This window comes from Afipia sp. MLSD5-FHT05B12 (assembly GCF_058793355.1).
Genome location: NZ_JBXAFS010000011.1, coordinates 44545 through 67269, shown reverse-complemented (window position 1 = coordinate 67269; position 22725 = coordinate 44545). Strand labels below are relative to the sequence as shown.

The window sequence follows — 22725 nt, the reverse complement described above, 5'->3', positions numbered from 1 at the left end:
ATCAACACAGGACGAACCACAATGTCTCAGCAACAGACCAAAGGCACGGCCCTCGTAACTGGCGCGTCCTCGGGCATCGGAGCCCTTTACGCAGACCGGCTGGCCCGGCGCGGATACGACCTCGTTCTGGTGGCGCGCGACAAGGCGAAGCTCGATACCCTCGCAGCCAAACTTGCCAGGGACACCGGCCGCAAGGTTGAGGTTCTGGCCGCCGACCTCAACGCGAAGGCAGATTTGCGCCGCGTCGAGGACAGGCTGAAGTCCGATGCAAACATCACCGTTCTGGTCAACAACGCCGGGATCGGCTCCGCAGGACCGCTGCTGACCTCGGATGTCGAACAGATGGACGCGATGATCCAGCTCAATGTCGTGGCGCTGACAAGGCTGGCGCTCGCCGCCGCACCCGCTTTCGTCGCGCGCAAGAACGGCACCATCGTCAATGTCGCCTCGATTGTCGCTCTCGATCCAGACGTGCTGAACGGCACTTACAGCGGCACCAAGGCTTATGTCGTCAATTTCACCCAGGCGCTGCACAAGGAATTCAACGGCAGCGGCGTGAAGGTTCAAGCAGTGCTGCCGGGTGCGACCGCGACGAATTTCTGGAATCTCGCGGGCGTGCCGGTCGCCCATCTTCCAGCAGCCATTGTGATGCAGGCGGACGAAATGGTCGACGCTGCGCTCGCGGGTCTCGATCTCGGCGAACTCGTCACCATCCCGTCGCTGCCCGACGTGCAGGAATGGGAAAACTATGACGCGGCAAGAAAAGCGCTCGGTCCGAAGCTGTCGCGAACGCACGCGGCGAGCCGTTACAAGACCGCGGCTGCCAAGCTCTCCGCCTAGCCTGGCAAGGCCCTCGCCCATCGGCGGGGGTCCTTTCTCACCGGAGCAGCAGCGTGGCTGCGACCGGTACCAGCAGCGATGTCACCAGTGCATTGAGTCCCATCGCGATGCCGGCGAATACGCCCGCGACTTCGTCGACCTGAAAGGCCCGCGCCGTTCCGATTCCATGCGAGGCGAGCCCCGCCGCGAAACCCCGCGCCCGAAAGTCGGTGATGCCCAGCCGGTTCATGGTCGGGGTGACGACGATCGCGCCCATGATGCCGGTCAGCACGGTTGCGACCGCCGTGATGGCGGGACTGGCGCCTAGCGTTTCGCTGATGCCCATGGCAACGCCCGCCGTCACCGATTTCGGCGCCAGCGACAGCACGATCTCCCGCGGCAAGCCAGCCGCCTCCGCGAACAACACCACGGACACGATCGCCGTGACGCAGCCCACCACCAGCGCCATCAGCATCGGGACAATCGCCGACATCACGGTCTTGCGGTTCTCATAAAGCGGCACCGCGAGCGCGACGGTCGCGGGGCCGAGCAGGAAATGCACGAACTGCGCACCGCTGAAATAGGCCGTGTAGCTGGTCCCGGTCAGGTGGAGAAACATGCCGACGATCCAGATCGAATGCAGCACCGGATTCATCAGCGGGTTGCGATGGGTCGCGAGCGAGGCCGCGTCAGCTATCGCGTAGACCACGAGCGTCACGGTCAGCCACAGCAGCGGCGTCTGAGACAGATACACCCACAACGAAAACGGATTGCCGCTCATGATGCGCTACGTCCCCGGCGCATCATGCGGCTGGTAACCAGAAAGGTCCCGACGGTGACAACCAGCGTCACCAGGACCGACGCAGCCAGGATCACGAAGATCGCAAAACCGCGCTGCGCGATGAGATCGAGCTGCTGCACCACGCCGACGCCGGCAGGCACGAACAGCAGCGACAGATGCGCCAGCATGCCTTTCGCAGTTCCTTCCACCGCGTTGTCGCGCAGCGGCCCTCGCGCCATGACCGGGAAACGATCGCGCGTAATCAGCACCGCGAACAGCAGCACCAGACCCACCACCGGCCCCGGCACCGGCGCCCGCAACGCGCGAACGATCACCTCGCCAATAAGCTGACAGATCAGGATGACACTCAGGCTGGCGATCATGGACGGCTCCAACGCGGATACGCTGCATAACACGCGAGACGGCTCGCCGCTGTCAATCGCAGCACGAGCATGGAGGCACCATCACTGCTGCGAACGCCGATAAAGCTCCGCAATGTTTTTCCAGATCGTATCCTTGAGTTCGTTGGCGGCTGGTCCTGTAAGAACAGCAGGCGGCCTGTGGCGCTTGATGCAGCCTTCGACCAGCCGCAGCACCCAGACCTCGCCATCGGTGTAGTAAAGATCGCCCCCGCCGTTACGCCCGCGCAGCGTTGGCCCTACCCCCGCGACGGTATAACGCGCCTCGATCATGCCGGCGGCTTGCAGATCGGTTTCGATCAACTGCCGCTCCGCATCGACATCCGGCGCGATGTGATGCGTGATCGCGCCGGTATAATGACTGAATCCGACGCTTCGATCGAACGTCACCGCGGCGAGCCAGACCGGGCGCTTCTCTTCGCCATCCTTGAGTACCATCCACAACCGGATGTGATGACGCTGGTCGGCGCTCTTGCCGACGGGCTTCTCAAACGCGAGATCCTCGCGGCGGCCATCGTAAAACAGCGGACTGACCGGCGCATCGGGATAAGGCCTATCCAGCAGCACGCTGCCCGATATTTCCAGCGAAGAGCGCAATGTAACCGGGTCGGCCGGAAACCATCCTGCCTCGCGCATGGCGCAGAGAACGTCATTCGACGATCCGACCAGCCCGACATTGATCGGATCGGCAGGGATTCCCTGCGCGGTGACTGTCACCATCGGCAGGCCGTCGAGTTTCTTCTGATGTTCGTAATGCCGCCAGAACGACGGCAATAACAAATAGGCGATTGCGCCGTAGACAACGAGAAACACACCAAGCGCGATGAGCGCCCGTTTCATGGCGCGCGACCGCGATCGCCCCGCCGGACCAGCCGGACTCACGCCCGGCTGGTCCATAGCCGCTCGACCGATCTCAGCCTTTCAGCCGCTTGGTGCATTCGCTGTAGTAGCCGCCGCCCTTTTGAATCCACTTCAGACCGCCGTTCGCATTGGTCGCCTTGTTGGCGTTGTATTGGTCGACGCAGGTGTGCATGCGCGCCTTGCCCGCGGTCTCGCTTGAATACTTTGGCGCAACGGCGGTCGGGAAGACCGCCGCTCCTGCGGCGGCGGGGGCCGCGGCAGGCTTCGGCGCTTCAGCGGCCTTCGGTGCTTCCTTCGGAGCGGCAGCGGCTTTCGGCGATTCCTTGGGGGCCGCGGTTGTCGCCGCGGCCGGCGTCGCATCGGCGCCGCATTGCGCCTTGCGGAAGTCATTCCACTTCTGATCGCCAAGCGTTCCCGCGGTCTTCGCGGCCTGATACTTGGCGCTGCATTCCTGGGCGGTCAGAGCCTGCGCCGGCATCGCGGCGAAGGTTGCTGCACCAGCCAGCAGCGCCGCACAGAACAGATTGGCTCGGATTGTCATCGAACTCTCCTGAATGAGGAATCTCGAAAGCGACACATCCTAGCTCACGCCGATTTGCATTCAACGCGCATCACCCACGGCAATCAAAAAATAATGACCGGCGAAGGTCATTCCGCGCTGCGGCGTTCACCGGCGGTTCATCCTCGCGAGCCAAGGCTCGCGCCCATCCGCAACGCGAGACTTCACCCATGATCACTTTCTCTTCACGCATCCTTGCCACCACCGTCGCCTCATTGATGCTTGCCGGCTCCGCCTTCGCGCAGACCGCAACGCCAGCCACTCCGGCGGCGCCAGCGGCCAAGACGGAGCCGGCCAAAACCGCGCCTGCCAAGACGGCAACACCCAGGGAGAAGCCCGAACGCACCGCGGCTTCCCTCGAATGTTCGAAGCGGGCCGATGCCAAGGGACTGCATGGAAAGGAGCGCAGGAAATTCCGCTCCGAGTGCAAGAAAAGCGCTGGCAAGGCCAACTAGCGCAGCGACGCAAGGCGAGCCGGCCACCGGCTGGCCCGCCCCTTCTATCTTCACCGCGCCTTGCATGGAGAGTGCGTGAGCCATGCTCGCACTCCGTTTGCGGAGCGTGGCCGGATTTGTGATAACGGCGTTGCCGTTCCTCAAATCCCGCCGCAATGACGCCCGTCCTTCACAAGCTGTCGCGAGTTCTTCGCAGCGTCACTTCGCGCAACATTCTCCATACGTTTGAAACACTCCTGATCGGCCTGGCCGGAGGAGCCTTGTTTCAATGGCTGGAATTGCCCGGCGGATTGATCTCGGGTGCGATGATCGCGGTGGGCGCAGCGGCGATCGCGGGGCGCCCCATGGGCCTGCCGCCGCTGATGGCGCATATCATCCTGATGACGCTCGGCCTGTCGCTGGGCTCGATGGTGTCGCCGCAAATGCTGACCAATATGGCGACCTATCCGGTCAGCATCGCGATCCTCGCCGCGTCCACCTTCTGCGCCACGCTCGGCAGCAGCTTCTATCTGCAACACGCCCACAAATGGGACCGCACGTCCGCCCTGCTCGCGGGCAGCCCCGGCGCGCTGTCGCAGATCATCATGCTCGCCAACGAACGGCGCGCCGACGTCGCCGGCATCGCCGTGGTGCAGACCATGCGCGTCATCATTCTGACGGCGGCGCTGCCGCTGGTCCTCGCGGCGGCCGGGCTGGCCCAGCACGGCGGCTCCCCGATCCACGCGGCGCCAGCGACGCCGCTTGCGCTCGCTGTCCTCGCCGCGGTGTGCGTGGCGACATCGCTGCTGCTGCGTCTCGTAAAGTTTCCTGCGAGCTGGATGTTCGGCGCCATGCTCGGCTCCAGCATCCTGCACGGCACCGGATCGATCGAAGGAGGCTTGCCGGGCTGGGCCTATGCCGCCGCCCTGATCGGGATCGGGGCGCTGATCGGCACCCGGTTTGCAAGAATCTCAGCGCGTACCTTGCTGAGCCATATGGCCGCAGCGATCGGATCATTCACTGTTGCGATCGTTATTTCAGCGATTTTTGTCGCACTCGCGGCACTGACCACGCATGCGCGGTTTGGCGACATCGTGGTCTCCTTCGCGCCGGGGGCGATGGACGCCATGCTGGCGCTTGCGCTGACGCTGCACATCGATCCGATTTTCGTCGGCGCCCATCATCTGTCGCGGTTCGTTTTCGTCTCGGTGGCGACGCCGGGCATTGTTCATCTGTTCGGCCGTCAGCAGATCGACGCGGATGACTAGGTATTATCCCGCAATTTTTCGCGCAGTGCTTACTCCCCATGCGGCCAGCGCGGCCATGGCAAGCGAGATCAGCACATTGTAACCGGCGAGCGACAGCCCGAGAAAACGCCACTGCACCTCATCGCAGCGGATCACCTTCACTTTGTTCAGGCTATCCAGCAGATTTCCAGTGTTGCCGAAATCGACAATCGGCCCGCTGCAATCGGTCGGGCCCTGCCAGAATCCCCATTCGACACCGGCGTGATAGGCGCCGAGACCCGCATTGGCGAGCAGCACGAGCCCGAGAATGATAAGACCCGCACCGAGCAGGCCCCGGGAAACGCCCTGCGAGGCGCCAATCGCGACCAGCGCCGCCAGCGGGATGGCGAGGTAGTAGGCATAACGCTGCTCAAGGCACAGCGGACAGGGCCGGATATCGAGTACCAGCTCGAAGAACCACGCGCCGGCGATGGTCGCGGCTGCAATGGCCGCAATTCCCGCACTGGCGATAAATATCGCATCGCGAGCGTGGCGAATGTGTCCCGATGCCGTCGTGATGCCGTTTGACACGCGAAATCTCCTGTCCGGGCATGGGTCCTAGCTCGCCCGCCGTCCGCTGTCGACGTTTGTCACGATCACAGGCGGTTGACCGCCACCGCGCGCGAGCTATATTCCGCCCGCTTCACGACCCTGCCCTCGGGCGGTGGTCTGTTGGCCCCTGTGGCGGAATTGGTAGACGCGCTCGACTCAAAATCGAGTTCCGCAAGGAGTGCTGGTTCGATTCCGGCCAGGGGCACCAACCAGGCTGTTCAAGCCCGTTCCGAAACGTCCGCAACCGTCCGCACCGTGCTCGGAAAGCCTTGAAAAATAGGCACTTCCGCGTACGTTCTAGTTCGTCACCGTTTGTTCTCCTCCGATCCCAGCCGCCCGATTTGCTGGTATTTTTGCTGGTATCGGGAGAACAAACGTTCACGGCGACTTTCGCTTTGCCGAATGAAGGAATTGAGCCGATGGGCGGCAAGAACGACGGCGCGTGCGCCAATCCCAAGCAGATTAAGACCGACGTCGACTGCCGCGCCGCCCGACCGAAATTCGACAATGGCGCGTGGAGTCCCGCTAAGATTTCCGACGTGACCGGCGGCTGGCTCTATCTCTTCGTCACGCCGGACGTGAGCAGGCCCGGCAACGCTGCCTCCAAGCTCTGGCGGATGGACTACCGTTTCCACGGCCGCCAGAAAACCTACTCCATCGGCCCCTACGGCAACGGCAGGGATGGCACGTTCTCGCTCGCAGACGCGCGGCGCGAGCGCGACAAGGCCAAAGACCTGCTCAAGGAAGGCAAAGACCCGAGCATCGAGAAGCAGCTCGACAAGCACAAGCAGGCCGCCGCCCGGCCTTTCGCGCAATGGGCCGATGAGTGGCTCGCCAAGAAGAAGGTGGAGAAAGTCAAGCGCGGCAGGATCGTCGCAGTGCGCGACCCCAAGACCGTCGAGGTGCTCGAGCTGCGCGTCGGCTACGTCAAGGCTCGCTTCGGCAAGCTGTGCAGGCAGGACATCAAGCGTCCCGACGTGCTCGCTTTCATGCGTTCATATGAAGCAGAGGGAAGGCTGGAAACCCGGGACCGAGTGCGCAGCATCGGCGAGCAGATCTGCGACTATGCCGACGTCGAAGGCGACGGCTACAATCCATTCCGCAACCTGAATGGACAGATGATTGCCAACATTTCGACGCCGCGTCCCGGTGTCACCGAACCACGCGACGTCACGCGCGTCTTCAAACTTATCAGCGCACCGTGGACGAGAGCGAGATTTGGTGACGTCGTTGGCCTTGCCTTGCGCTTCAATGCGCTGACCATTCCCCGCCCCGGCATGGTCAATGAAATGGAATGGGGCGAGGTCGATTGGGATGCCAAACGCTGGACTGTTCCAGCTCCCAAGATGAAGACCGGTTGGGACCATGTTGTGCCCTTGTCACGACAGGCACTCGCGATCCTGCGTAGCGTCCAGAAGCTGACCGGCCATCGCCGGTACGCGTTTTCCTGCTCGAAGGACGCGCCGCTATCAAACAATACGCTCAACAAGCGCTTGCGGCTGCTTGGCATTGATACCAAGACTGATCATTGTGCCCACGGATTCCGGACCACGTTCTCGACTCTATCTCACCACGAAGAGATCAAGGACGCCAAGGCATGGGATGGCGATGTCGTCGAGCTGCAGCTCGCACATCTCGATAACTCTACTGTGGAAGGTCTCTACAAGAAGCACGGACCCCTCGCGCTGATCGGCTCGCGCACGAAGCTGATGCAGCATTGGGCTGATCGGATCGACCACTGGCTCGATCCCAAGAAGGTGATGCCGATCAAGGGAGGCGCGCAGGCTTGAGTCGCCTATCATCAGGCCTGTTAAGTTGCCCAATTCAACCCGTCGCAAAGCTCATGTGATAATCGTCGACGCTTGTGCATCTCGTGCTGGAAGGATCGATTTCGCATCCGTTGCATCGCGTTGCGCTTGTCCGCCTGAGATAACCGCAACAGCCGTTGTCGCCTAGATCCAATGCTTTGCCGTGGCTTCGAACGGCCGGATACAATGGAGAAGCAGTGCGACGGAGAGAGTGTCAGTCAGCCCCCGCTGAAAGATAAAGCATTTTCGACCTTCCTGGACTACGGCCACGTCCGAAATATCATCTCCGGCAGCCGAAATTACCGGAAGGGTCATAATACTGTTTCGAAGAGGGGATGGTTGCGGGGGGTGCAACACCCGTATTAGTTCGAGGGCAATCCCACGGCCCGCAGCATGGCCCTGCTAATCGGCCCAATGTCGGATGTGGCTACCGGCCATAAGCGAAGCGGGGTGTCCAGCTTCGCTCCAATTCAGCATCCTCATCCTCCTCATCGAGAGGGGCTTCGGGCAGCCCCTCGCTGGTCAACACGGTCAAGGTGTAGCCGTATTTGCCAAGGCCGATGATCTCTTCATCAAGAGTGATCCGACCCGGGCCGTCGAACCATGTCGCCAAGTCGGTTTCACCAACGGCGCGTTCGGCGCGAAGGACATTCGCCGCATCCGCGTTGAACCTCTGCGTCGCTCCGTCGGGCAAAGGAGCGCCTTTTCGCAAGAACGCTAGCTTGCCGAGATTCTTGAAAGACTCCGAGGTAAACGCATATGCGATCTCGTTGCCCTTGCTGACGATGATCGCCATCGGATAGCTGCCGCACTCCGCGGCCCGAATCGCGGCAGCCGTGATCGAACAATGGGCCTTCTCAGCCAGCTTGAGAATGCCGTCGAGGCCGATCTGATAATTGGAGAGCAGGTTGCGTGTGAGATTGGACGGCAAGAGAAGGCCGCTGGCGAAGTGGTCAGCCTCCAGCTCGATCGACGTATTCTGTGTAAAATTGGCGCGGGACATGTGCGCGCCGCCGGCCTTGATAATCTCCTCGGGATGGCCCGGCAGGAACCAATGCCCCAGCTCATGGCCAATGGAGAAATTCTCGAAGCCTTCGTTGCCGTGCTCGGTGGAGTAGATGATGGTGGCCGAATCACCGGCGAAGATGATCGCGCCGGACACGCCCGTCACTTCGGCTGGTTTCGCCTGGATGACAATATCCCTGGCCTTGGCGATCTCTCGAGGTCTAACTGGAAACTGATTGAAGCCAAATTCCTCAGCGACCTTTTCGCCGTGCTGGGTTGCCATCTTCAACCGAAAGCCCGCCATGTTTCGCCCCCTATTTCTTGTCCTTAATCATTGTGTCGATGATGTTCTGAATAAAAAGTCGATCTTTTGCGCTCAGCTTGTCTTCGTCGCGAAAGGCGGTCGTCGCGGCTTGCGCCCCGAGTAGGTAGTCGGCCGAGACCTTCAGCGCCTTCGCGAGCGCTCGCACGTTGTCGAACGACGGCTTGCGGCGCCCAGCCTCAAAATGGGCGATGGCCGAAGGTTGCATGCCGGCTTCCCTGGCCAGTTCGGATTGGCTTAGCTCCCGCGTTTCGCGCGTTTTGCGCAGGCGAGAGGCGAAGTCTTTTGGTGCGCTTGACTCGGCCATGACAGATCGTATAGAGTTCCATGTCTAGATCGTCGACAGCCCCGCGGGGCTATTTCTTCGGCTCAGGCTATGACAGAGCGTATAGCTACTTATTACGATTTGCGAATCAGGTCAAGGAATCAGGAGTTGTGAGCATGGCAGGCAAGAATCAGCATGTCGTTCCGCACGGTGACGAATGGGCCGTGCGTGGCGAAAGGAATGAGAGGGCAACCTCGATCCATCCGACCCAGGGAGATGCCGAACGGGCTGCACGGGAGATCGCGATCAACCAGCAGAGCGAAGTCGTCATTCATCGGCCGGACGGTCGGATTCGCGACAAGAATTCCTACGGGCACGATCCCTATCCTCCGAAGGGCTAAGCGACATGACGCAGGTTGCAGTTCCTTCAGATAAACCGCCGATTCGTCGAATTCTCTCGATTGACGGCGGCGGCATCATGGGAACGCAGCCGGCGTCCTTTCTTACGTCTCTGGAAGAGGATCTCGACCGGCCCATCGGAGAGTATTTCGATCTGATCGCAGGAACGTCCACGGGCGGCATTCTGGCGATCGGATTGGCGATGGGTCTTCCCGCGCGTGATCTCCTTGACCTCTATGTCCGTCGCGGCCCACACATTTTTGGACAGTCGGGCGGCGCTCTGGCGAGCTTCGCCGGCGACGCGTGGCGTCGCCTCAAGCACATCGTCACCCCGAAGCATGACGCTGATCTGCTGCGGAGCGAACTCTCTACAGTTCTCGGCAGCAGGCGCATTGGGGATGCGAGAACGCGACTGGTGATTCCCGCATGGGATGCCGACCATCGCGGTGTCTATATTTTCAAGACAGCGCATCATCCCCGCCTCAAGACCGATTACAAGCGCCTCGCCGTCGATGCCGCGATGGCGACGGCCGCCGCGCCCACCTACTACAAGCGCCACCGGACCGCCGAGGATGTCGGTCTGCTCGACGGCGGCGTATGGGCCAACAACCCGATCGCGTTGGCGGTGGTCGAGGCCGTCACTTTGCTCGACTGGCCGGCCAGCAGTCTGCGAGTGCTGAGCCTGGGCTGCGTCAACGAGGTCTACATGATCGGCGAGGCGCCTGGTTGGGGCGGTCTCGCAAAGGATGTGACCCGCCTGTTCATGGACGGCCAGTCGCATGGCGCGCTTGGTATGGCGAAGTTGCTTACCGGCCATCAATACGAACGTGAGGCGATTTTCCGGTGCTGCCCGGATGTGCCGAAGGATTTCTTCAATCTCGATGACACGCGCAAGATCGCGCAACTCAAAGGCATGGGCGCCTCATCAGCTCGTAAGGAGCGTCCTCGCATTGAACCCGTTTTTCTGACGGAAACTGCCGAATCGTTCAAACCTATCTACACCGTGAAAGGAATTGAGCCATGAATCAGATGTTCACGGCGCCTCCCCAGACGCATCTGCTTTTGCGCAAAGCCGAGGTTTACTCGCTCCTCGATCAGATTTGCCAAGCGCTGGAGTTGACCGCTGCTCAGCTTGAGGCTGCGCGGACGAGCTACGAGGCTGTCGCGGAATGGCTCTCCGGGTCGGACAACCCTCTTCTGAAGTGGATCGATATTTATGCTCACGGCTCGACCGGCCTCGGCACGACGGTCAAACCGATCGGGCGCGAAGATTTCGACGTCGATCTCATCTGCAAGGTGCTGCGCTTTACCGCTGACCGGCCACCGGCAGAGTTGAAACGCATTGTCGGCGATCGCCTGAAGGAGAACGCGCGCTACGCTGCCATGCTCGAAGAGAAGAAGCGCTGCTGGCGCTTGAACTACGCACGCGAATATCATCTCGACATCTCGCCGACGATCAACAATGCCAAATGCGCCAACGGCGGCGAATTGGTTCCCGACAAGAAGCTGCGGGAATTCAAACCGACGAATCCGAAAGGCTACAAGGCGCTCTTTGAACGCAGGGCAGCCCTAATCCCCACCTTGCGGATGCAAAAGGCTCTCGCTGCCGAGGACCGTGCGGCCGTCGAGCCCTTCCCTGTGCATGGCACCGCCAAAGGCATCCTGCGGCGGACGGTGCAGATCCTCAAGCGGCATCGTGATGTGCATTTCCTGGAAGTCGTCGAGGAGATCGCACCGATCTCCATCATCATCACCACGCTCGCGGCACAGTCGTATGAGTATTGCGTCAAGAGCTTTGTTTTCGATTCCGAACTTGACGTTCTGATCGCGACCATTCGGTTGATGCCACACTTCATCGATAAGCCGGTCGTCAATGGTCGGCGGATCTATGTGGTGGCCAACGAAACCACGGTCGGCGAGAACTTCGCCGAGCGCTGGAATACTGAGCCGGCTCGCGCCGCCGCCTTCTACGAGTGGCATGCGAAGGCACTGGCGGACTTCGAGGCCCTTCCGGATTTGCAGGGCATCGACGTTATCGGCAAGAGCTTGGAAGGAAGCCTCGGGAGTTCGGTCGTTCGCAAAGTTATCGATGCTCGCACCGACAGCATTTCGCAGGCACGCACGGCCAAGAAGCTCTACGTCGCGCCGACGGTCGGGCTCACGCTGTCCAGCGCGGCCAATGCGACGCCGGTTCGCTCCAACACGTTCTTCGGTGACTAGGTGTTTTCGCGTGACCGCCCAGACCTGACGCCCGCGCAGCAGTTTATGTTTCTGCGCGCCAATCCCATCTGTACGGGGACAGGCCGGCTGCACGCGACTGGCTTTATTTGGGATTATCGTGACAGGCCGACGCCCCTTAGCCGTGAATACTCCATGCGCATTACATTTCAGCGGGGCGAAACACCAAGCGTCTTCGTCACGGACCCCGAGCTTTCGGCTTTGGCGGGTGAGCGGCCCCTGCCGCACGTCTATCATGATCCCCTGCGCCTGTGCCTCACGTTGCCAGGAACGCGCGAGTGGACCGGCACGATGCGGATCGATCAGACATTCGTACCCTGGGCCACAACGTGGCTTTACTATTTCGAGGACTGGCTGATCTCCGACGACTGGAAGGGCGGCGGCAAGCACCCCGATCCGACGGATAACGAGCGTTATGGTCGACGGGTGCGTCGCGCGACGCGGCAACCGAGGATCTGACGGCTATATTACAATACATGCGGCGTCCCCTTCTGCTTTGATGCTATCTACCTTAACTGACAACTTCCTCTCGCCTTCCGGCCCCTTATCCGCCGCCATGACGCACTTGAACATCGGCGGGACCAGCTTAGCCGGATCGGGAAGGCGCGGCTGCGAACGCGGTCCCGGCTAGAGCTTCGGAATAGGCAACGAAAACTGCGCATGGCGCGGGCCCAAACCGGCTTTACTATTCGGCCTATTGGAGAGCCGACAATGGGAACCCCGCTCTGACTCTTTCCTGAGGATGCTCTCCGAGGGCTACCCTTCGGCTCGCTTAGCGAAATGACGCACTCGGCGAGCCTTCAAAAAAGCTTCTGTCCGTCGCCATGAACCGCGCCAACATAGGCGCAATGAGTTTGGTCGAAGCCAAGCATATCGCTCGGTATCTCGGTTCTCATGATGAACACGTAATAGGAGCGCTATCTGGCGGCTCTATTGAGCAGTTTCTCTGGAATGATTCCGTCATGAAGCAAGGCACGCTTTAGCATCGAAATATCACGGCCGTTGTTCACCGCGATTGCGCCGGCAATTTTATCGTGACTATCGAGGAAGATTGCCGTCCAATTGTTCGTTTCAGGATCGTCCAGCACGACACTGCGGTCAGCATTTTGCAGCACTCCTAACGACTGAATGTTGTGTCCAAACTGGTCCGACCATAGCCACGGCGGCTCCGCATAATGCGAGTCAATCCCTGCCATGGATTTCGCCGCGACCAGCGATTGGCCCGAGGCCACCTTCCAGGACTCAAGTCGCTGACGAAACGCGCCGCCTAAGACGGGGTGTGACGTCACCTCTCCCGCAGCGAAGATCGCCGGATCAGATGTCTGGCAGCGATCATCCACGACAATACCATCATCGACGTCCAGCCCCGCGTCCGATGCAAGTTGGGTGTTGGGTTGAACCCCGATCCCGACAACGACTGCGTCGACATCTGCGAATGCATTCCAGCGCAATCGCAACGAACCATCATCCTGATGATGAATTGAATCGATCTTTGAGCCAAATTCGAACTGGACTCCGTTCAGGCGATGCAATTTCTCAGCCCAACGGCTCAGGATAGCAGGCATGCCGCGAGATAGTATCCGATCCGTCATCTCAAACAGAAAAACCTCGCAGGCCATCGCTCGAGCGGCGGCAGCAACCTCTAACCCAATGAACCCGCCGCCGATCACAGCAATTCGACGCGATTCCCGAAGCACGGATTTCAAGCGAACCGCGTCTTCAAGCGTTCGCAGATAGAGAATTTTCGAGCTTTGCCCGACGCTATCCGGCAATTTTCTCGCCCGCGATCCGGTCGCGAGGAGTAGCCGATCGTAAGCATAAGCATTTCCGCAAGCGGTTAGAATTTCGGAGCGGTTTCGATCGATCTGCGTCGCGGTTTGTCCGGGATGATACGAAATACCGTTCTCATGATAGGTCTCCGCGTTTGCCAGATAGCGCGGTGCGCCCTCGCCAAGGACTTCTTTGGACAGCGGCGGGCGATCATACGGCAGGCCGAGTTCGTCTCCGAGAATATCGATCTTGGCTTGTGGCGCCAACTCGCGAAGATGCACGGCGGCTGTGTGCCCCGCGAGGCCTGCTCCGACAATCACAAAACGCATTTTAGCGCTCCCTGTAGGGGAAGGGCACATTCGGCGCGCCCGTCCTCCTTATCCGCCGTTGACAGGCGCCGAGCACTCTCACATTCAATACCTTCAGCCGAAGGCTAGTTGGCAGATTCTGCTGATATTCATCTGCGACGCACTTGCTAGACGCTGTAGAAATCGAGCGCAGTGGCCATTTGATCGTTCGTAAGGGAAATCTTTTTGAATCCGATCAGCCAAGCCTCTCCAAGACGGCGCAGCCGAAATTCAAGGCGTCCGAAGTTGGTATGGCTTTTACAAGCGCGCGGATCGTACGTATGAACCGTGAAGCAGGCATTTCCCTCGATCGAATCCGTCGAGGCCGCATCGACCATGATGTTCGTATAGGAATGAACCGTGCGCGGAAGCGGCATCGCCGTGATGGACTTTCGCGACTGTATCCTGTCAATTCGGTCACTCAGCCCATATGAGTTCTCATGATATATCATTGAAAGCTCGCGGTTCGGATTGGACGTCGTCTCGTACTCGTCCTTCCAGGCCGGCACCCAGAAAATCGCATCGTCAGCGTAGAGCTTGACCCAATCGCGGAATTTCTTCTGATCCAGAAGTCTTGCCTCCGTGAAGAGAACGCGAGTAGCAATCTTCAGGTAATCATCCTCTGACATGTCGCTAACCTAGCCTTCCGAGGGATCACGAGTCATAAGGCGCAGCCATTCCCGGTAACCGGAATGAAAGCATGTCTCATCGCCGAACAGGGGCGCTCCATAGGTCCACCGATCAGGTGAAACCTGCAATTCGGAAGAGTAGTTGAGTGCCTCGCCGGACTTCGGCCTCAAGCCTCGCGCATACCCCTGCGTAGGACCAGCGAAACGAGCTCCGTAGCCGGTCTGGCAAAGCTCGTACATGACGTTGTCGTCGGACGTCGCAAGACCGCTCGGATTGAAGAAATCCTCATACAGACGGATGCGAACGCGGCGCGCCTCGTCACTTTCACCAACTGGGGCAAGACAGTGAGACGTAATCTCCGTCTTGTCCGGAGCCAATGGCCGCCACGTCCGCAACTGCAGCGTGCCGATATCAACGATCTGCAGGTTAGGATAAATCGTGAGATTGCGCTGACGAAACATCCACTTGAGCTTGTCTTCCCGAGTCTGCCCCTGAACCGTCGACAGAAGTTTGCCATCCTGATTGAGAGGGCGGAGCTTATAAACCCTTGACGCATGAATGGACCACATCATCGCGTGCCCCCTCGCCAGGCTGAAGCTTCCTTGCGCGTCGGGGTCGGTCTCTGTCGGATTCCACGGCTTTACTTCTAGCGGTCCTCTCCGCACTTCACGCTTCTTGAGAACGTCGATATACGAACTGTGCGTTGAAGCGAAGTGGTAATAATCAAGCCCGTTCTCGAACTGAAGCTTCCAATTGGCGTCGAACGTGTAGCTTACGTTTCCGTCAACGAACTCCAGCCCTTCGATGCCCTGATCGACAACGAGATCGATAAACGCGCGCGCGTCACCAAGATGCTCCTCTAGCGTCGGCACGTCGGGCGACACGCTTGCAAACAGAAGCCCTCGATAGCTTGCAATCTTGGGAACAGGCTTGAGGCCATGATCATCCGCAAGAAAGGACGGCGGATACTGGCCATCCTTCTCATCGGTCATCGAAACATTCTTGCCGGCACTATCGTACGACCACCCATGATAGCGACAAACATGGAATTTCTGATTGCCCTTCTTAAAGGGGCAAACGATCGCCCCGCGGTGGCGACAGGTGTTAAAGAAGCATCGAATTTCTCCAGTCCCGTCCTTTGTAATCAGGACGGGGTGGCGCCCGATGTACGTCGTCACGAAGTCATTCGGCTTGCGTAACTGACTTTCCAGCCCGACGAAAACCCAAGTCCCCTCGAAAACGTGAGTAAGTTCGCGCTCAAAAATATCCTGGTCGGTGAACACCGTCCGATCTACCCGAAATATTCCGTCATCGGGTCGATCGTCCAGCAGCTTCGAAACCATTTCGGGTGTGATTGGCCCACCTCTGACACCACCGTCGCTCGGCCTCACAGGGCTGGGTACTTCCGACCTGAAGCTGGTCAATTCGACCTCCTCTATTTTTCTTGTAGCAAAGCGGAGCGGCTATTTCGGACGAGATGGGGGCGTCACACAAAATGGCGACATCGTCGCCCCCCTTGCCGTTAAGTTAGGTTGACGCGTCGGGATTAGACGGTGCCGAGGTGACATCGATTTCCACAGCATCACCGGCGACACGAACAGGATAGGTTGCCAGGGCCGTTTCTGCTGGTGAGGTCAACGCCGCGCCCGTTCGAACATCGAAGCGGGCGCCATGAAGCGGGCACTCGATCTCGTAACCATCGAGCCAACCGTCGGACAGAAGTGCATAGGCATGAGTACAAACGTCAGACGTGGCAAAATACTCTTCGCCGCAGCGGTAGAGCGCAACTTTGCATCCGTTGATATTGAGCTGCTGAATGCTGTCATCCGACACATCTTTCGTAAGAGCGGCTTTTACCCAGTTAGTCATTCGAGTCGACGCTCGCTTTTGGATTGTTGCGAACTTCAGTTCTTTCCGAACATATTCTTCCAGGCCTCGGTGCCCGGCTTCGCTTCCCATTGTTTGCTGTCGGACAACGTATTTATGCCCGCCCTAACCCCCGGACGGTCTTTGATCGCCTGGTACCATCGATCAATGTTCGGGTACTCCGACAAGTCACGTCGATGCAGCTTTCGCGTGCGAACCCAAGGGAATGTGCTGATGTCAGCGATGGAATACTCGCCGGCGAGATATTCAAATTCGCCAAGGCGCTTCTCGAGAATGTTGTATATTCGACCAACTTCCCGATCATAACGTTCGATCGCGTAATCGATCTTCTCAGTCGCATACACCATGAAGTGGTGCGCTTGGCCCAGCATTGGACCCATCGTCGTATTCTGAAATACAAGCCACTTTAGCGTATCGTAGCGCTTTTCAGGATCCTGAGAGAGAAATCTACCGGACTTTTCCGCGAGATAGATAAGAACGACCGCGGATTCAAAAACTGCATATGGCTTGTTGTGCGGGCCATCGTGATCCACGATGGCCGGCACTTTGTTATTTGGATTGATCTTCAGAAATTCCGGATGAAACTGCTCACCTGCCGTTATATCAACCGGAACTACACGATACTCCAAGTCCAACTCTGCCAGCATTATGGCTGCTTTATACCCGTTCGGGGTTGGCCAGAAGTATAGATCAATCATCGCAGAGGACTCCTATCCGACGATCTTGAGCCCTGCTGGCTTGTCAACGATCAGCCCAGGGTTCAACATCCACTTCGGGTCCAGTTCGGTCTTGGCGGCTGCCAGCACACGGCGGAACAACGGATCGACTTCCTTGTCGTACCAAGGACGGAACGATTTTCCGACAGCATGGTGGTGCGTGATGGTTGCGCCGAGTTCGATTAGCGCGTCCGACGCAACGTCGTGGAGCATCTTATAGGCTTCAAGGCTGTTGGCGTGCGTCGAAGGAGCCATGATCGAATAGTAAGGAGCCGGGCCGTCCGGATACAGGAAGGAGAACCTGCGGCAGACGATGCCGCCGCCAAGATTTTCCTTCTGGGCCTTCCGGATGCGACGCATGATCTCGGTATCGACTTCTTCGAACCGATCCCAAGTGTAGGCAGTTTCGAACGTGAAGCTGACGATTCCCATCGCTGCGCGCGTATGCATCAACCGGGGCAGATATCTGAACTGGTGCCGCCAGTTACCCTGCGGCCCGCTACGGCTGGTCTCCAGCGCGTTGTCCGCAGTTCCCGCCTGTTGCTTCACGACGCCACCGAAGTCCTTGCAGATTTCGAGACTACGCTCCAGCCACGCGTCCACCGGATGGTCGGCGGATTCGAAGCCCAGCAACAGGACCGAATCGGTGCCGTCTCCAGCGCCGTAGAATTTGGCGTCCTGCTCGTCCAGATAGCGACAGTTCGCCGGGAACAGTCCTGCTTGGGTGATCTGACGGACGGCCTTGGCACCCTGATAGAACGTCTTGAAGGAGATCGACGCATTCGCACGGAATTTCACACGCCCCTGTAGACGCATCCATGCATCGGTGATGATGCCCAGCGAGCCCTCAGACCCGATGAACAGCCGATCCGGATTGGGTCCCGCACCCGAGCCTGGCAGGCGGCGGTTCTGGATCGTTCCCGCCGGGGTGACCACGCGCAGGCTTTCCACCATGTCGTCAATATGCGTGAGATGGGTCGCATAGTGACCGGACGAGCGGGTTGCGATCCAACCGCCCAGCGATGAGAATTCCCACGATTGCGGAATATGGCGCAAGGTGAGGCCATGCGGCTTCAGTTGTTCTTCCAGAGCCGGACCGAGAATGCCCGCCTGGATCCGCGCGCAGCGCGACACGGGGTCGACTTCGAGAATCTTGTTGAGGTTGCCCAAGTCGATTACGACGACCCCGGGAAAGGCGTCGCGCTCGGGACCCCAGAAGCCGCCGGTGACGCTCGATCCGCCGCCATACGGGATGCATGCATAACTATTTTCCCCGCACCAGTCGAAGATGGCAGCGATGTCTTCTTCGTCGCGCGGATAGGCCACGACGTCCGGAGCCTTCTTGAAATCGCGCCGGTAGATAAGGGTCATGTCCTTGAAACCCTTACCGTACGTATGAACAATTCTGTCCCATTTTTCCGAGGTACAGAAATCCTCCAGCGTTCGCGGGATCTTTATGCGCGACGCATAAAGTTCAATCTCGTCCAGAGTCGGGTCTGACAGAATTTCGATGTCTTTAATTCCAAGCCGCTGCTCCACGCGGTCTCGCATGGTTCGGATTTCGTCCTTGGAATTAGCTTCACCTTCATATCCCCACGACCAGAACTTCCTTCGCTGGCCGTAGTAGCCACTCTTTTCCTTCGCCACAGCGCTTCTCCTTCGAGATTTTCGACGTAAATCAACCATCCAGGTGCGCATGCGTTTTGGTAGACATCGCGATCTGGTTCGACCAAATTGGCATATCCAATTCGGTCGGTCAATGGTTCTCGGAGTAGATAAGCACCCCGGAGCTACGCCACCGCGACAACATTCGCCTTGACACCGCCGCCAAGAGCACGCTTGAATGGTATGACCAGATTGGATGTGCCAGATTGCAACTGATCTGCAAATAGAGAACTCACCTCATTTTTTGATGAGCGGGCGTTCAGCGGCCTTTTTCACATAGAGAGGGACAAGAGCGTGGTGCTGTCGGACCAAGCCAATCTGCATGGTGAGCGCGCCCTCCAATGGACCGCGTCATGCTGAGATATCTAATTCGTCGCCTTGTCGCCCTTGTGCCGACGTTCCTGTTAGCGAGCGTTATTGTGTTCTCGGCCATTCGCCTGATACCGGGAAACACGATCGACATGATGATGTCGCAGAACGACATCTCGGCCAGCGTCCAGACCCGCGAAGATCTTATCAAGGCACTCGGGCTCGATCAGCCGGTCCTTGTACAATATTGGCACTGGATCAGCTCGATTGTGTTCCACGGAGATTTCGGTCGCTCGCTTTGGACGGGAGATAGCGTCACCCGCCTCGTCGCCGAGCGCATGCCGATTACTCTGTATCTAGGCGTGCTGGCCATGATATTCGCGCTCTTGATCGCGCTGCCCGTCGGGATCATCTCGGCGATCCGGCAAAACAAGCCGGTCGATTATCTCGGCCGTGTCTTTGCCATCACGGCCCTGTCCGTCCCGCCTTTTTGGCTCGGGACATTAGTGGTGGTCGTGCCGGCGATGCTCTGGGGGATCGCTCCGACCGTGCAATATGTTCGGCTGACCGACGATCCCCTCCTTAGCCTCCGCCAGATGGTGCCGCCCGCCATCGTCCTCGGCATCGCCTTGTCGGGAGTGACGATGCGGATGACCCGCACCATGGTCCTCGAAGTCATGCGCCAGGATTATGTCCGTACAGCTTGGAGCAAGGGTCTCGACGAGCGGACGGTCGTCCTGCGCCATGTCCTCAAAAACGCGCTTCTGCCGGTCATAACCATCGTCGGGTTGCAGTTGCCCCTGCTGATCGGTGGCGCGGTCGTGATTGAGCAGATCTTCGTGATCTCCGGTATGGGCCAACTACTCCTGATGGCGGTGTCGCAGCGGGACTATCCGGTCATTACGGGCATCTTTCTTCTCGTGGGCGTCGGCGTAATGACGATCAACCTGCTCGTCGACATCAGCTACGCCCTCCTAGATCCCAAGATTCGTCAGGGCTGAACGCATGACTATCGAGTCACCTCTGAAGATCGAAACAGGTCCCGGGCGAGGCGCTTGGGCAGCACCCGTCAGGACTTTCTTCAGTCGCCTTTTTAAGCAGGATATCCTCGGAACGGTTTGCGCCGGCCTTCTCGCCGCGATCGTGGTCTGCGCACTCTTGGCACCTTGGATCGCACCGTACGACTTCGACGCGATCGACCTTACATCGCTGATGCAAGGGCCGTCCTGGTCGCACCACCTCGGCACAGACGAACTCGGACGCGACATCCTCAGCCGCATCATCTATGGAGCCCGTACTTCCGTTATCGTCTGTATCACCGCCGCGCTGCTATCGCTCGCCCTATCGGTCACGCTCGGGGTTCTGTCCGGGTATTTCGGCGGACGTCTCGATGCCCTGGTTCAGCGGTTCGTCGATACCTGGCAGAGCTTTCCCGACCTAATCGTGCTGATCGCGGGCGTCGCGGTTCTCGGCCCCGGGATCGTGCAGATCATCGCCCTCCTCGGCATCCTCTACGGCGTTGCCGGTTCGCGCATCGTACGCGGCGCGGTCCTGTCGGCGCGCGAGCAACTGTACGTGCAGGCGGGCCATTCCTTCGGCGCCGGTAACTGGCACATTATTCTCCGGCACATCCTGCCGACGATCGCCGCGCCCCTCATCGTGCTTTACACCACGCGCCTCGGCGGCGTGATCCTGGCCGAATCGAGTCTCAGCTTCCTTGGTCTTGGTGTGCCACCGCCCGCACCCGCGTGGGGCCGTATGCTGAGCGATGCCCGCCCTTACATGTTCGAGAACGTCTGGATGGTCGCGGCCCCTGGCCTCGCGATAACTCTGATCGTTTTTTGCGTGAACATCTTCGGAGACTCTCTCCGCGATCTTCTCGATCCACGCGGAATAGTGCGCAATTGAGCGAAAAACCATAACACTAAGGAGGAGCAAGGAATGGTAGGCCGACATCTCGGAACTATGGCGGTTATCGCGCTCGGGACTGTGATTGCGACCCAAGCCGTGAGCGCCCAGGAACCCAAATACGGTGGCACGCTGACCATCGTTCCTTACTCCCCGGGGATTGCGGCGTTGTCGTGGGATCCCGCCGACTGGAACTGGAAGGTCTCTATCGATGCTGGGCCCTACATGGAGCAGTTGATGGTGGGCGATCTAAGCAAAGGCGTACGTGGCGGCGGGAAGAACAACTTTTTCAGCGAGGCCTGGCTCAGCGACGACGTGCTGCGCGGCGAACTCGCAGAGAGCTGGGAGGTCGTCGACAAACCGCTCTCGATCGTTATCAACCTGCGCAAGAACGTGAAATGGCAGGCCTGCAAAGGCATCATGGAAGCGCGCGACTTTACCGCCAAAGACGTCGTGTTCGCGTATAACCGTCTCGTCGCTAGTCCGAAGGCGAACAAAGTCTATTTTTCCTTCATCGACAGGGCCGAGGAGACGGGACCGCACCAGGTGACCTTCTTCCTGAAGGAGTACAACTCGGAGTGGAAGTACCGCCTCGGCTACGGCTATTACGCCGGCATCTATCCCAAAGAGATCACGGAGGCCCCTAACGGCGGTGCTGGCAACTGGCAGAATGCCTGCGGCACGGGTCCCTTCCGGTTGACGCGGTATGAGGCCGGGGCCTTCGGGGATTATCAGGCTAACAAGGAGTACTGGGACCGCGAGACGATCGACGGCAAACCTTACAAGATCCCATTCGTCGATAACCTTGTGATGCGGACGATCGGGGATTCACAGACACGCCTAGCCGCCTTCCGCACCGGCAAGATCGATGTCATGGCGAATATCAACTGGGACGAACTCAAGTCACTGGCGCCGATCCAAGATAAAATCAAAGTCATCGAACACCCCGACTATGCGGGTGAGGCACTGGCAATGCGGGTCGATGCACCACCCTTCGACAACCCGAAGGTGCGTCTCGCCTTGAATCTCGCGGTCGACCGGGCCGCCATCTCGAAGCAGATCTATGGCGGCCACGCCGACTTTCCGCACCTGCCGATGGACGAAACTTGGGAAGGCTATTTCACGCCGCCCGAAAAGATGCCGAACGATGCCCGGGAGGTTCTCCAGTACGATCCGGCCAAGGCCAAGAAGCTCCTCGCCGAAGCGGGTCTTGCGAATGGTTTCGAGTTCAAGGCACAGGTTCCGAGCTTCCCTGAGCAGCTAAAGAAAGCGCAGATTGTAGCCGGATATCTGTCGGCAATCGGCGTAAAGATGACCATCGAGCCAAAGGAGTATGGAGCGTTTCTCAGTCTGATGACCACCGGCAAGCACGGCCCCGGCTATTGGCATTTCGCAGGCATGAGCAATCCGACGGCCTCAATCGAGAAACTGTACCGGTCCTCTTCCGTCTGGAATTCGGCCCGCGTCAACGACCCGAAGGTCGATGCGGCACTCGACACCATCCAGCAGGAGAGGGACCCGGACAAGGTCAAGAAGGGCGTCGCCGCGCTCACCAATGAGATGACCGCGCGAGCGCCATTCCTGTTTCTGCCCAGGCCGCGCTCGTTCACGGTATGGTGGCCGTGGGTCAAGAATTACTATGGTGAGATTTCGGTCTCCGCTCGGCGTGATGCGCCGGTCTGGGCGCGCGCTTGGATCGATCAGGATCTAAAGAAGTCGATGGGCTTCTGATCGATGCACGGAAC

Annotated in this window: 25 protein-coding genes and 1 tRNA gene; 12 read left to right on the top strand and 14 right to left on the bottom strand. The window is 59.3% G+C overall.

Annotated features, from left to right (window positions below):
* Window positions 1–21: 21 nt before the first annotated feature.
* On the top strand, window positions 22–840 hold the full coding sequence (locus tag AC1Q6J_RS15305; protein ID WP_492280071.1) for an SDR family NAD(P)-dependent oxidoreductase: 819 nt from the start codon (window positions 22–24) through the stop codon (window positions 838–840).
* A 37-nt stretch (window positions 841–877) separates the two neighbouring features.
* Here AC1Q6J_RS15305 and AC1Q6J_RS15300 read toward each other — a convergent pair whose 3' ends face one another.
* From AC1Q6J_RS15300 to AC1Q6J_RS15285, 4 genes are all read right to left on the bottom strand, one after another.
* A complete protein-coding gene (locus AC1Q6J_RS15300; protein ID WP_492280070.1) occupies window positions 878–1600 on the bottom strand; it encodes an LrgB family protein in 723 nt (240 codons plus the stop codon).
* Window positions 1597–1983 (bottom strand): CidA/LrgA family protein, encoded by a 387-nt coding sequence (locus AC1Q6J_RS15295; protein ID WP_492280069.1) that lies wholly within the window; start codon window positions 1981–1983, stop codon window positions 1597–1599. Before AC1Q6J_RS15295 ends, AC1Q6J_RS15300 begins: the two co-directional genes overlap by 4 nt.
* 81 nt (window positions 1984–2064) lie before the next feature.
* A complete protein-coding gene (locus AC1Q6J_RS15290) occupies window positions 2065–2859 on the bottom strand; it encodes an LssY C-terminal domain-containing protein (RefSeq protein WP_492280068.1) in 795 nt (264 codons plus the stop codon).
* A gap of 73 nt (window positions 2860–2932) precedes the next feature.
* Window positions 2933–3421, bottom strand: a complete 489-nt coding sequence (locus AC1Q6J_RS15285) for a hypothetical protein (RefSeq protein WP_492280067.1) — start codon at window positions 3419–3421, stop codon at window positions 2933–2935.
* Between the two features lie 188 nt (window positions 3422–3609).
* On the opposite strand from AC1Q6J_RS15285, the gene AC1Q6J_RS15280 reads away from it, so the two are divergent.
* Window positions 3610–3894, top strand: coding sequence for a PsiF family protein (locus AC1Q6J_RS15280; RefSeq protein ID WP_492280066.1), 285 nt, complete (start codon window positions 3610–3612; stop codon window positions 3892–3894).
* 155 nt (window positions 3895–4049) lie between these two features.
* The gene (locus tag AC1Q6J_RS15275; protein ID WP_492280065.1) at window positions 4050–5141 is read left to right on the top strand and encodes an AbrB family transcriptional regulator; all 1092 of its coding nucleotides are present in this window, start codon (window positions 4050–4052) and stop codon (window positions 5139–5141) included.
* A gap of 3 nt (window positions 5142–5144) precedes the next feature.
* Here AC1Q6J_RS15275 and AC1Q6J_RS15270 read toward each other — a convergent pair whose 3' ends face one another.
* A complete protein-coding gene (locus AC1Q6J_RS15270; protein WP_492280064.1) occupies window positions 5145–5690 on the bottom strand; it encodes a disulfide bond formation protein B in 546 nt (181 codons plus the stop codon).
* Between the two features lie 144 nt (window positions 5691–5834).
* On the opposite strand from AC1Q6J_RS15270, the gene AC1Q6J_RS15265 reads away from it, so the two are divergent.
* Together AC1Q6J_RS15265 and AC1Q6J_RS15260 are read left to right on the top strand one after the other, a co-directional pair.
* Window positions 5835–5919 (top strand) — tRNA-Leu (locus AC1Q6J_RS15265).
* Window positions 5920–6130: 211 nt separating this feature from the next.
* Window positions 6131–7501, top strand: coding sequence for a tyrosine-type recombinase/integrase (locus AC1Q6J_RS15260; protein ID WP_006018774.1), 1371 nt, complete (start codon window positions 6131–6133; stop codon window positions 7499–7501).
* A 445-nt stretch (window positions 7502–7946) separates the two neighbouring features.
* Here AC1Q6J_RS15260 and AC1Q6J_RS15255 read toward each other — a convergent pair whose 3' ends face one another.
* Window positions 7947–8807, bottom strand: a complete 861-nt coding sequence (locus tag AC1Q6J_RS15255; protein ID WP_492280157.1) for an ImmA/IrrE family metallo-endopeptidase — start codon at window positions 8805–8807, stop codon at window positions 7947–7949.
* Window positions 8808–8838: 31 nt separating this feature from the next.
* A complete protein-coding gene (locus AC1Q6J_RS15250) occupies window positions 8839–9153 on the bottom strand; it encodes a helix-turn-helix domain-containing protein (RefSeq protein WP_013500416.1) in 315 nt (104 codons plus the stop codon).
* A 134-nt stretch (window positions 9154–9287) separates the two neighbouring features.
* On the opposite strand from AC1Q6J_RS15250, the gene AC1Q6J_RS15245 reads away from it, so the two are divergent.
* The 4 genes from AC1Q6J_RS15245 to AC1Q6J_RS15230 are packed head-to-tail and all read left to right on the top strand — an operon-like array spanning window position 9288 to window position 12207.
* On the top strand, window positions 9288–9512 hold the full coding sequence (locus tag AC1Q6J_RS15245) for a DUF2188 domain-containing protein (protein WP_006018771.1): 225 nt from the start codon (window positions 9288–9290) through the stop codon (window positions 9510–9512).
* A 5-nt stretch (window positions 9513–9517) separates the two neighbouring features.
* Window positions 9518–10534 (top strand): CBASS cGAMP-activated phospholipase, encoded by a 1017-nt coding sequence (locus AC1Q6J_RS15240; protein ID WP_006018770.1) that lies wholly within the window; start codon window positions 9518–9520, stop codon window positions 10532–10534.
* Window positions 10531–11730, top strand: a complete 1200-nt coding sequence (locus AC1Q6J_RS15235; protein WP_006018769.1) for a nucleotidyltransferase domain-containing protein — start codon at window positions 10531–10533, stop codon at window positions 11728–11730. The genes AC1Q6J_RS15240 and AC1Q6J_RS15235 overlap by 4 nt, the downstream gene beginning before the upstream one ends.
* A gap of 45 nt (window positions 11731–11775) precedes the next feature.
* A complete protein-coding gene (locus AC1Q6J_RS15230; RefSeq protein ID WP_006018768.1) occupies window positions 11776–12207 on the top strand; it encodes a type II CBASS E2 protein in 432 nt (143 codons plus the stop codon).
* Between the two features lie 313 nt (window positions 12208–12520).
* Here AC1Q6J_RS15230 and AC1Q6J_RS15225 read toward each other — a convergent pair whose 3' ends face one another.
* The 7 genes from AC1Q6J_RS15225 to AC1Q6J_RS15195 form a co-directional block, all read right to left on the bottom strand.
* Entirely contained in the window at window positions 12521–12589 is a 69-nt protein-coding gene (locus tag AC1Q6J_RS15225; protein ID WP_244438006.1) for a DUF2274 domain-containing protein, read from the bottom strand.
* A gap of 76 nt (window positions 12590–12665) precedes the next feature.
* Window positions 12666–13847 carry an NAD(P)/FAD-dependent oxidoreductase gene (locus tag AC1Q6J_RS15220; RefSeq protein ID WP_006018767.1) on the bottom strand — a complete coding sequence of 394 codons (1182 nt, stop codon included), beginning with the start codon at window positions 13845–13847 and terminating at the stop codon, window positions 12666–12668.
* Window positions 13848–13993: 146 nt separating this feature from the next.
* Window positions 13994–14494, bottom strand: coding sequence for an aromatic-ring-hydroxylating dioxygenase subunit beta (locus AC1Q6J_RS15215; protein ID WP_006018766.1), 501 nt, complete (start codon window positions 14492–14494; stop codon window positions 13994–13996).
* Between the two features lie 9 nt (window positions 14495–14503).
* A complete protein-coding gene (locus AC1Q6J_RS15210; protein WP_237863165.1) occupies window positions 14504–15838 on the bottom strand; it encodes an aromatic ring-hydroxylating oxygenase subunit alpha in 1335 nt (444 codons plus the stop codon).
* Window positions 15839–16022: 184 nt separating this feature from the next.
* Complete coding sequence (locus AC1Q6J_RS15205; protein ID WP_006018764.1) at window positions 16023–16364, bottom strand: non-heme iron oxygenase ferredoxin subunit; 342 nt, start codon at window positions 16362–16364, stop codon at window positions 16023–16025.
* 35 nt (window positions 16365–16399) lie between these two features.
* Window positions 16400–17080, bottom strand: coding sequence for a glutathione S-transferase N-terminal domain-containing protein (locus AC1Q6J_RS15200; protein ID WP_006018763.1), 681 nt, complete (start codon window positions 17078–17080; stop codon window positions 16400–16402).
* A 12-nt stretch (window positions 17081–17092) separates the two neighbouring features.
* The gene (locus AC1Q6J_RS15195; protein ID WP_006018762.1) at window positions 17093–18745 is read right to left on the bottom strand and encodes an FAD-binding oxidoreductase; all 1653 of its coding nucleotides are present in this window, start codon (window positions 18743–18745) and stop codon (window positions 17093–17095) included.
* 359 nt (window positions 18746–19104) lie between these two features.
* Between AC1Q6J_RS15195 and AC1Q6J_RS15190 the strand changes: the two genes are divergently transcribed.
* Genes AC1Q6J_RS15190 through AC1Q6J_RS15180 form a run of 3 tightly spaced genes read left to right on the top strand, consistent with a single transcriptional unit; the run spans window position 19105 to window position 22711 of the window.
* Window positions 19105–20073 (top strand): ABC transporter permease, encoded by a 969-nt coding sequence (locus tag AC1Q6J_RS15190; RefSeq protein WP_230551318.1) that lies wholly within the window; start codon window positions 19105–19107, stop codon window positions 20071–20073.
* 4 nt (window positions 20074–20077) lie between these two features.
* Window positions 20078–20980, top strand: coding sequence for an ABC transporter permease (locus AC1Q6J_RS15185; protein WP_006018760.1), 903 nt, complete (start codon window positions 20078–20080; stop codon window positions 20978–20980).
* A gap of 33 nt (window positions 20981–21013) precedes the next feature.
* Entirely contained in the window at window positions 21014–22711 is a 1698-nt protein-coding gene (locus AC1Q6J_RS15180) for an ABC transporter substrate-binding protein (RefSeq protein ID WP_006018759.1), read from the top strand.
* The last annotated feature ends 14 nt before the right edge of the window (window positions 22712–22725 follow it).

What these genes read in the sequence shown, in the direction of transcription:
- AC1Q6J_RS15220 (WP_006018767.1), bottom strand. Translation starts at nt 13,847, where the DNA reads ATGCGTTTTGTGATTGTCGGAGCAGGCCTCGCGGGGCACACAGCCGCC.
- AC1Q6J_RS15290 (WP_492280068.1), bottom strand. Translation starts at nt 2,859, where the DNA reads ATGAAACGGGCGCTCATCGCGCTTGGTGTGTTTCTCGTTGTCTACGGC.
- AC1Q6J_RS15210 (WP_237863165.1), bottom strand. Translation starts at nt 15,838, where the DNA reads ATGGTTTCGAAGCTGCTGGACGATCGACCCGATGACGGAATATTTCGG.
- AC1Q6J_RS15230 (WP_006018768.1), top strand. Translation starts at nt 11,776, where the DNA reads ATGTTTCTGCGCGCCAATCCCATCTGTACGGGGACAGGCCGGCTGCAC.
- AC1Q6J_RS15205 (WP_006018764.1), bottom strand. Translation starts at nt 16,364, where the DNA reads ATGACTAACTGGGTAAAAGCCGCTCTTACGAAAGATGTGTCGGATGAC.
- AC1Q6J_RS15235 (WP_006018769.1), top strand. Translation starts at nt 10,531, where the DNA reads ATGAATCAGATGTTCACGGCGCCTCCCCAGACGCATCTGCTTTTGCGC.
- AC1Q6J_RS15285 (WP_492280067.1), bottom strand. Translation starts at nt 3,421, where the DNA reads ATGACAATCCGAGCCAATCTGTTCTGTGCGGCGCTGCTGGCTGGTGCA.
- AC1Q6J_RS15180 (WP_006018759.1), top strand. Translation starts at nt 21,014, where the DNA reads ATGGTAGGCCGACATCTCGGAACTATGGCGGTTATCGCGCTCGGGACT.
- AC1Q6J_RS15200 (WP_006018763.1), bottom strand. Translation starts at nt 17,080, where the DNA reads ATGATTGATCTATACTTCTGGCCAACCCCGAACGGGTATAAAGCAGCC.
- AC1Q6J_RS15295 (WP_492280069.1), bottom strand. Translation starts at nt 1,983, where the DNA reads ATGATCGCCAGCCTGAGTGTCATCCTGATCTGTCAGCTTATTGGCGAG.
- AC1Q6J_RS15240 (WP_006018770.1), top strand. Translation starts at nt 9,518, where the DNA reads ATGACGCAGGTTGCAGTTCCTTCAGATAAACCGCCGATTCGTCGAATT.
- AC1Q6J_RS15260 (WP_006018774.1), top strand. Translation starts at nt 6,131, where the DNA reads ATGGGCGGCAAGAACGACGGCGCGTGCGCCAATCCCAAGCAGATTAAG.
- AC1Q6J_RS15245 (WP_006018771.1), top strand. Translation starts at nt 9,288, where the DNA reads ATGGCAGGCAAGAATCAGCATGTCGTTCCGCACGGTGACGAATGGGCC.
- AC1Q6J_RS15190 (WP_230551318.1), top strand. Translation starts at nt 19,105, where the DNA reads ATGGACCGCGTCATGCTGAGATATCTAATTCGTCGCCTTGTCGCCCTT.
- AC1Q6J_RS15255 (WP_492280157.1), bottom strand. Translation starts at nt 8,807, where the DNA reads ATGGCAACCCAGCACGGCGAAAAGGTCGCTGAGGAATTTGGCTTCAAT.
- AC1Q6J_RS15185 (WP_006018760.1), top strand. Translation starts at nt 20,078, where the DNA reads ATGACTATCGAGTCACCTCTGAAGATCGAAACAGGTCCCGGGCGAGGC.
- AC1Q6J_RS15280 (WP_492280066.1), top strand. Translation starts at nt 3,610, where the DNA reads ATGATCACTTTCTCTTCACGCATCCTTGCCACCACCGTCGCCTCATTG.
- AC1Q6J_RS15250 (WP_013500416.1), bottom strand. Translation starts at nt 9,153, where the DNA reads ATGGCCGAGTCAAGCGCACCAAAAGACTTCGCCTCTCGCCTGCGCAAA.
- AC1Q6J_RS15305 (WP_492280071.1), top strand. Translation starts at nt 22, where the DNA reads ATGTCTCAGCAACAGACCAAAGGCACGGCCCTCGTAACTGGCGCGTCC.
- AC1Q6J_RS15275 (WP_492280065.1), top strand. Translation starts at nt 4,050, where the DNA reads ATGACGCCCGTCCTTCACAAGCTGTCGCGAGTTCTTCGCAGCGTCACT.
- AC1Q6J_RS15215 (WP_006018766.1), bottom strand. Translation starts at nt 14,494, where the DNA reads ATGTCAGAGGATGATTACCTGAAGATTGCTACTCGCGTTCTCTTCACG.
- AC1Q6J_RS15300 (WP_492280070.1), bottom strand. Translation starts at nt 1,600, where the DNA reads ATGAGCGGCAATCCGTTTTCGTTGTGGGTGTATCTGTCTCAGACGCCG.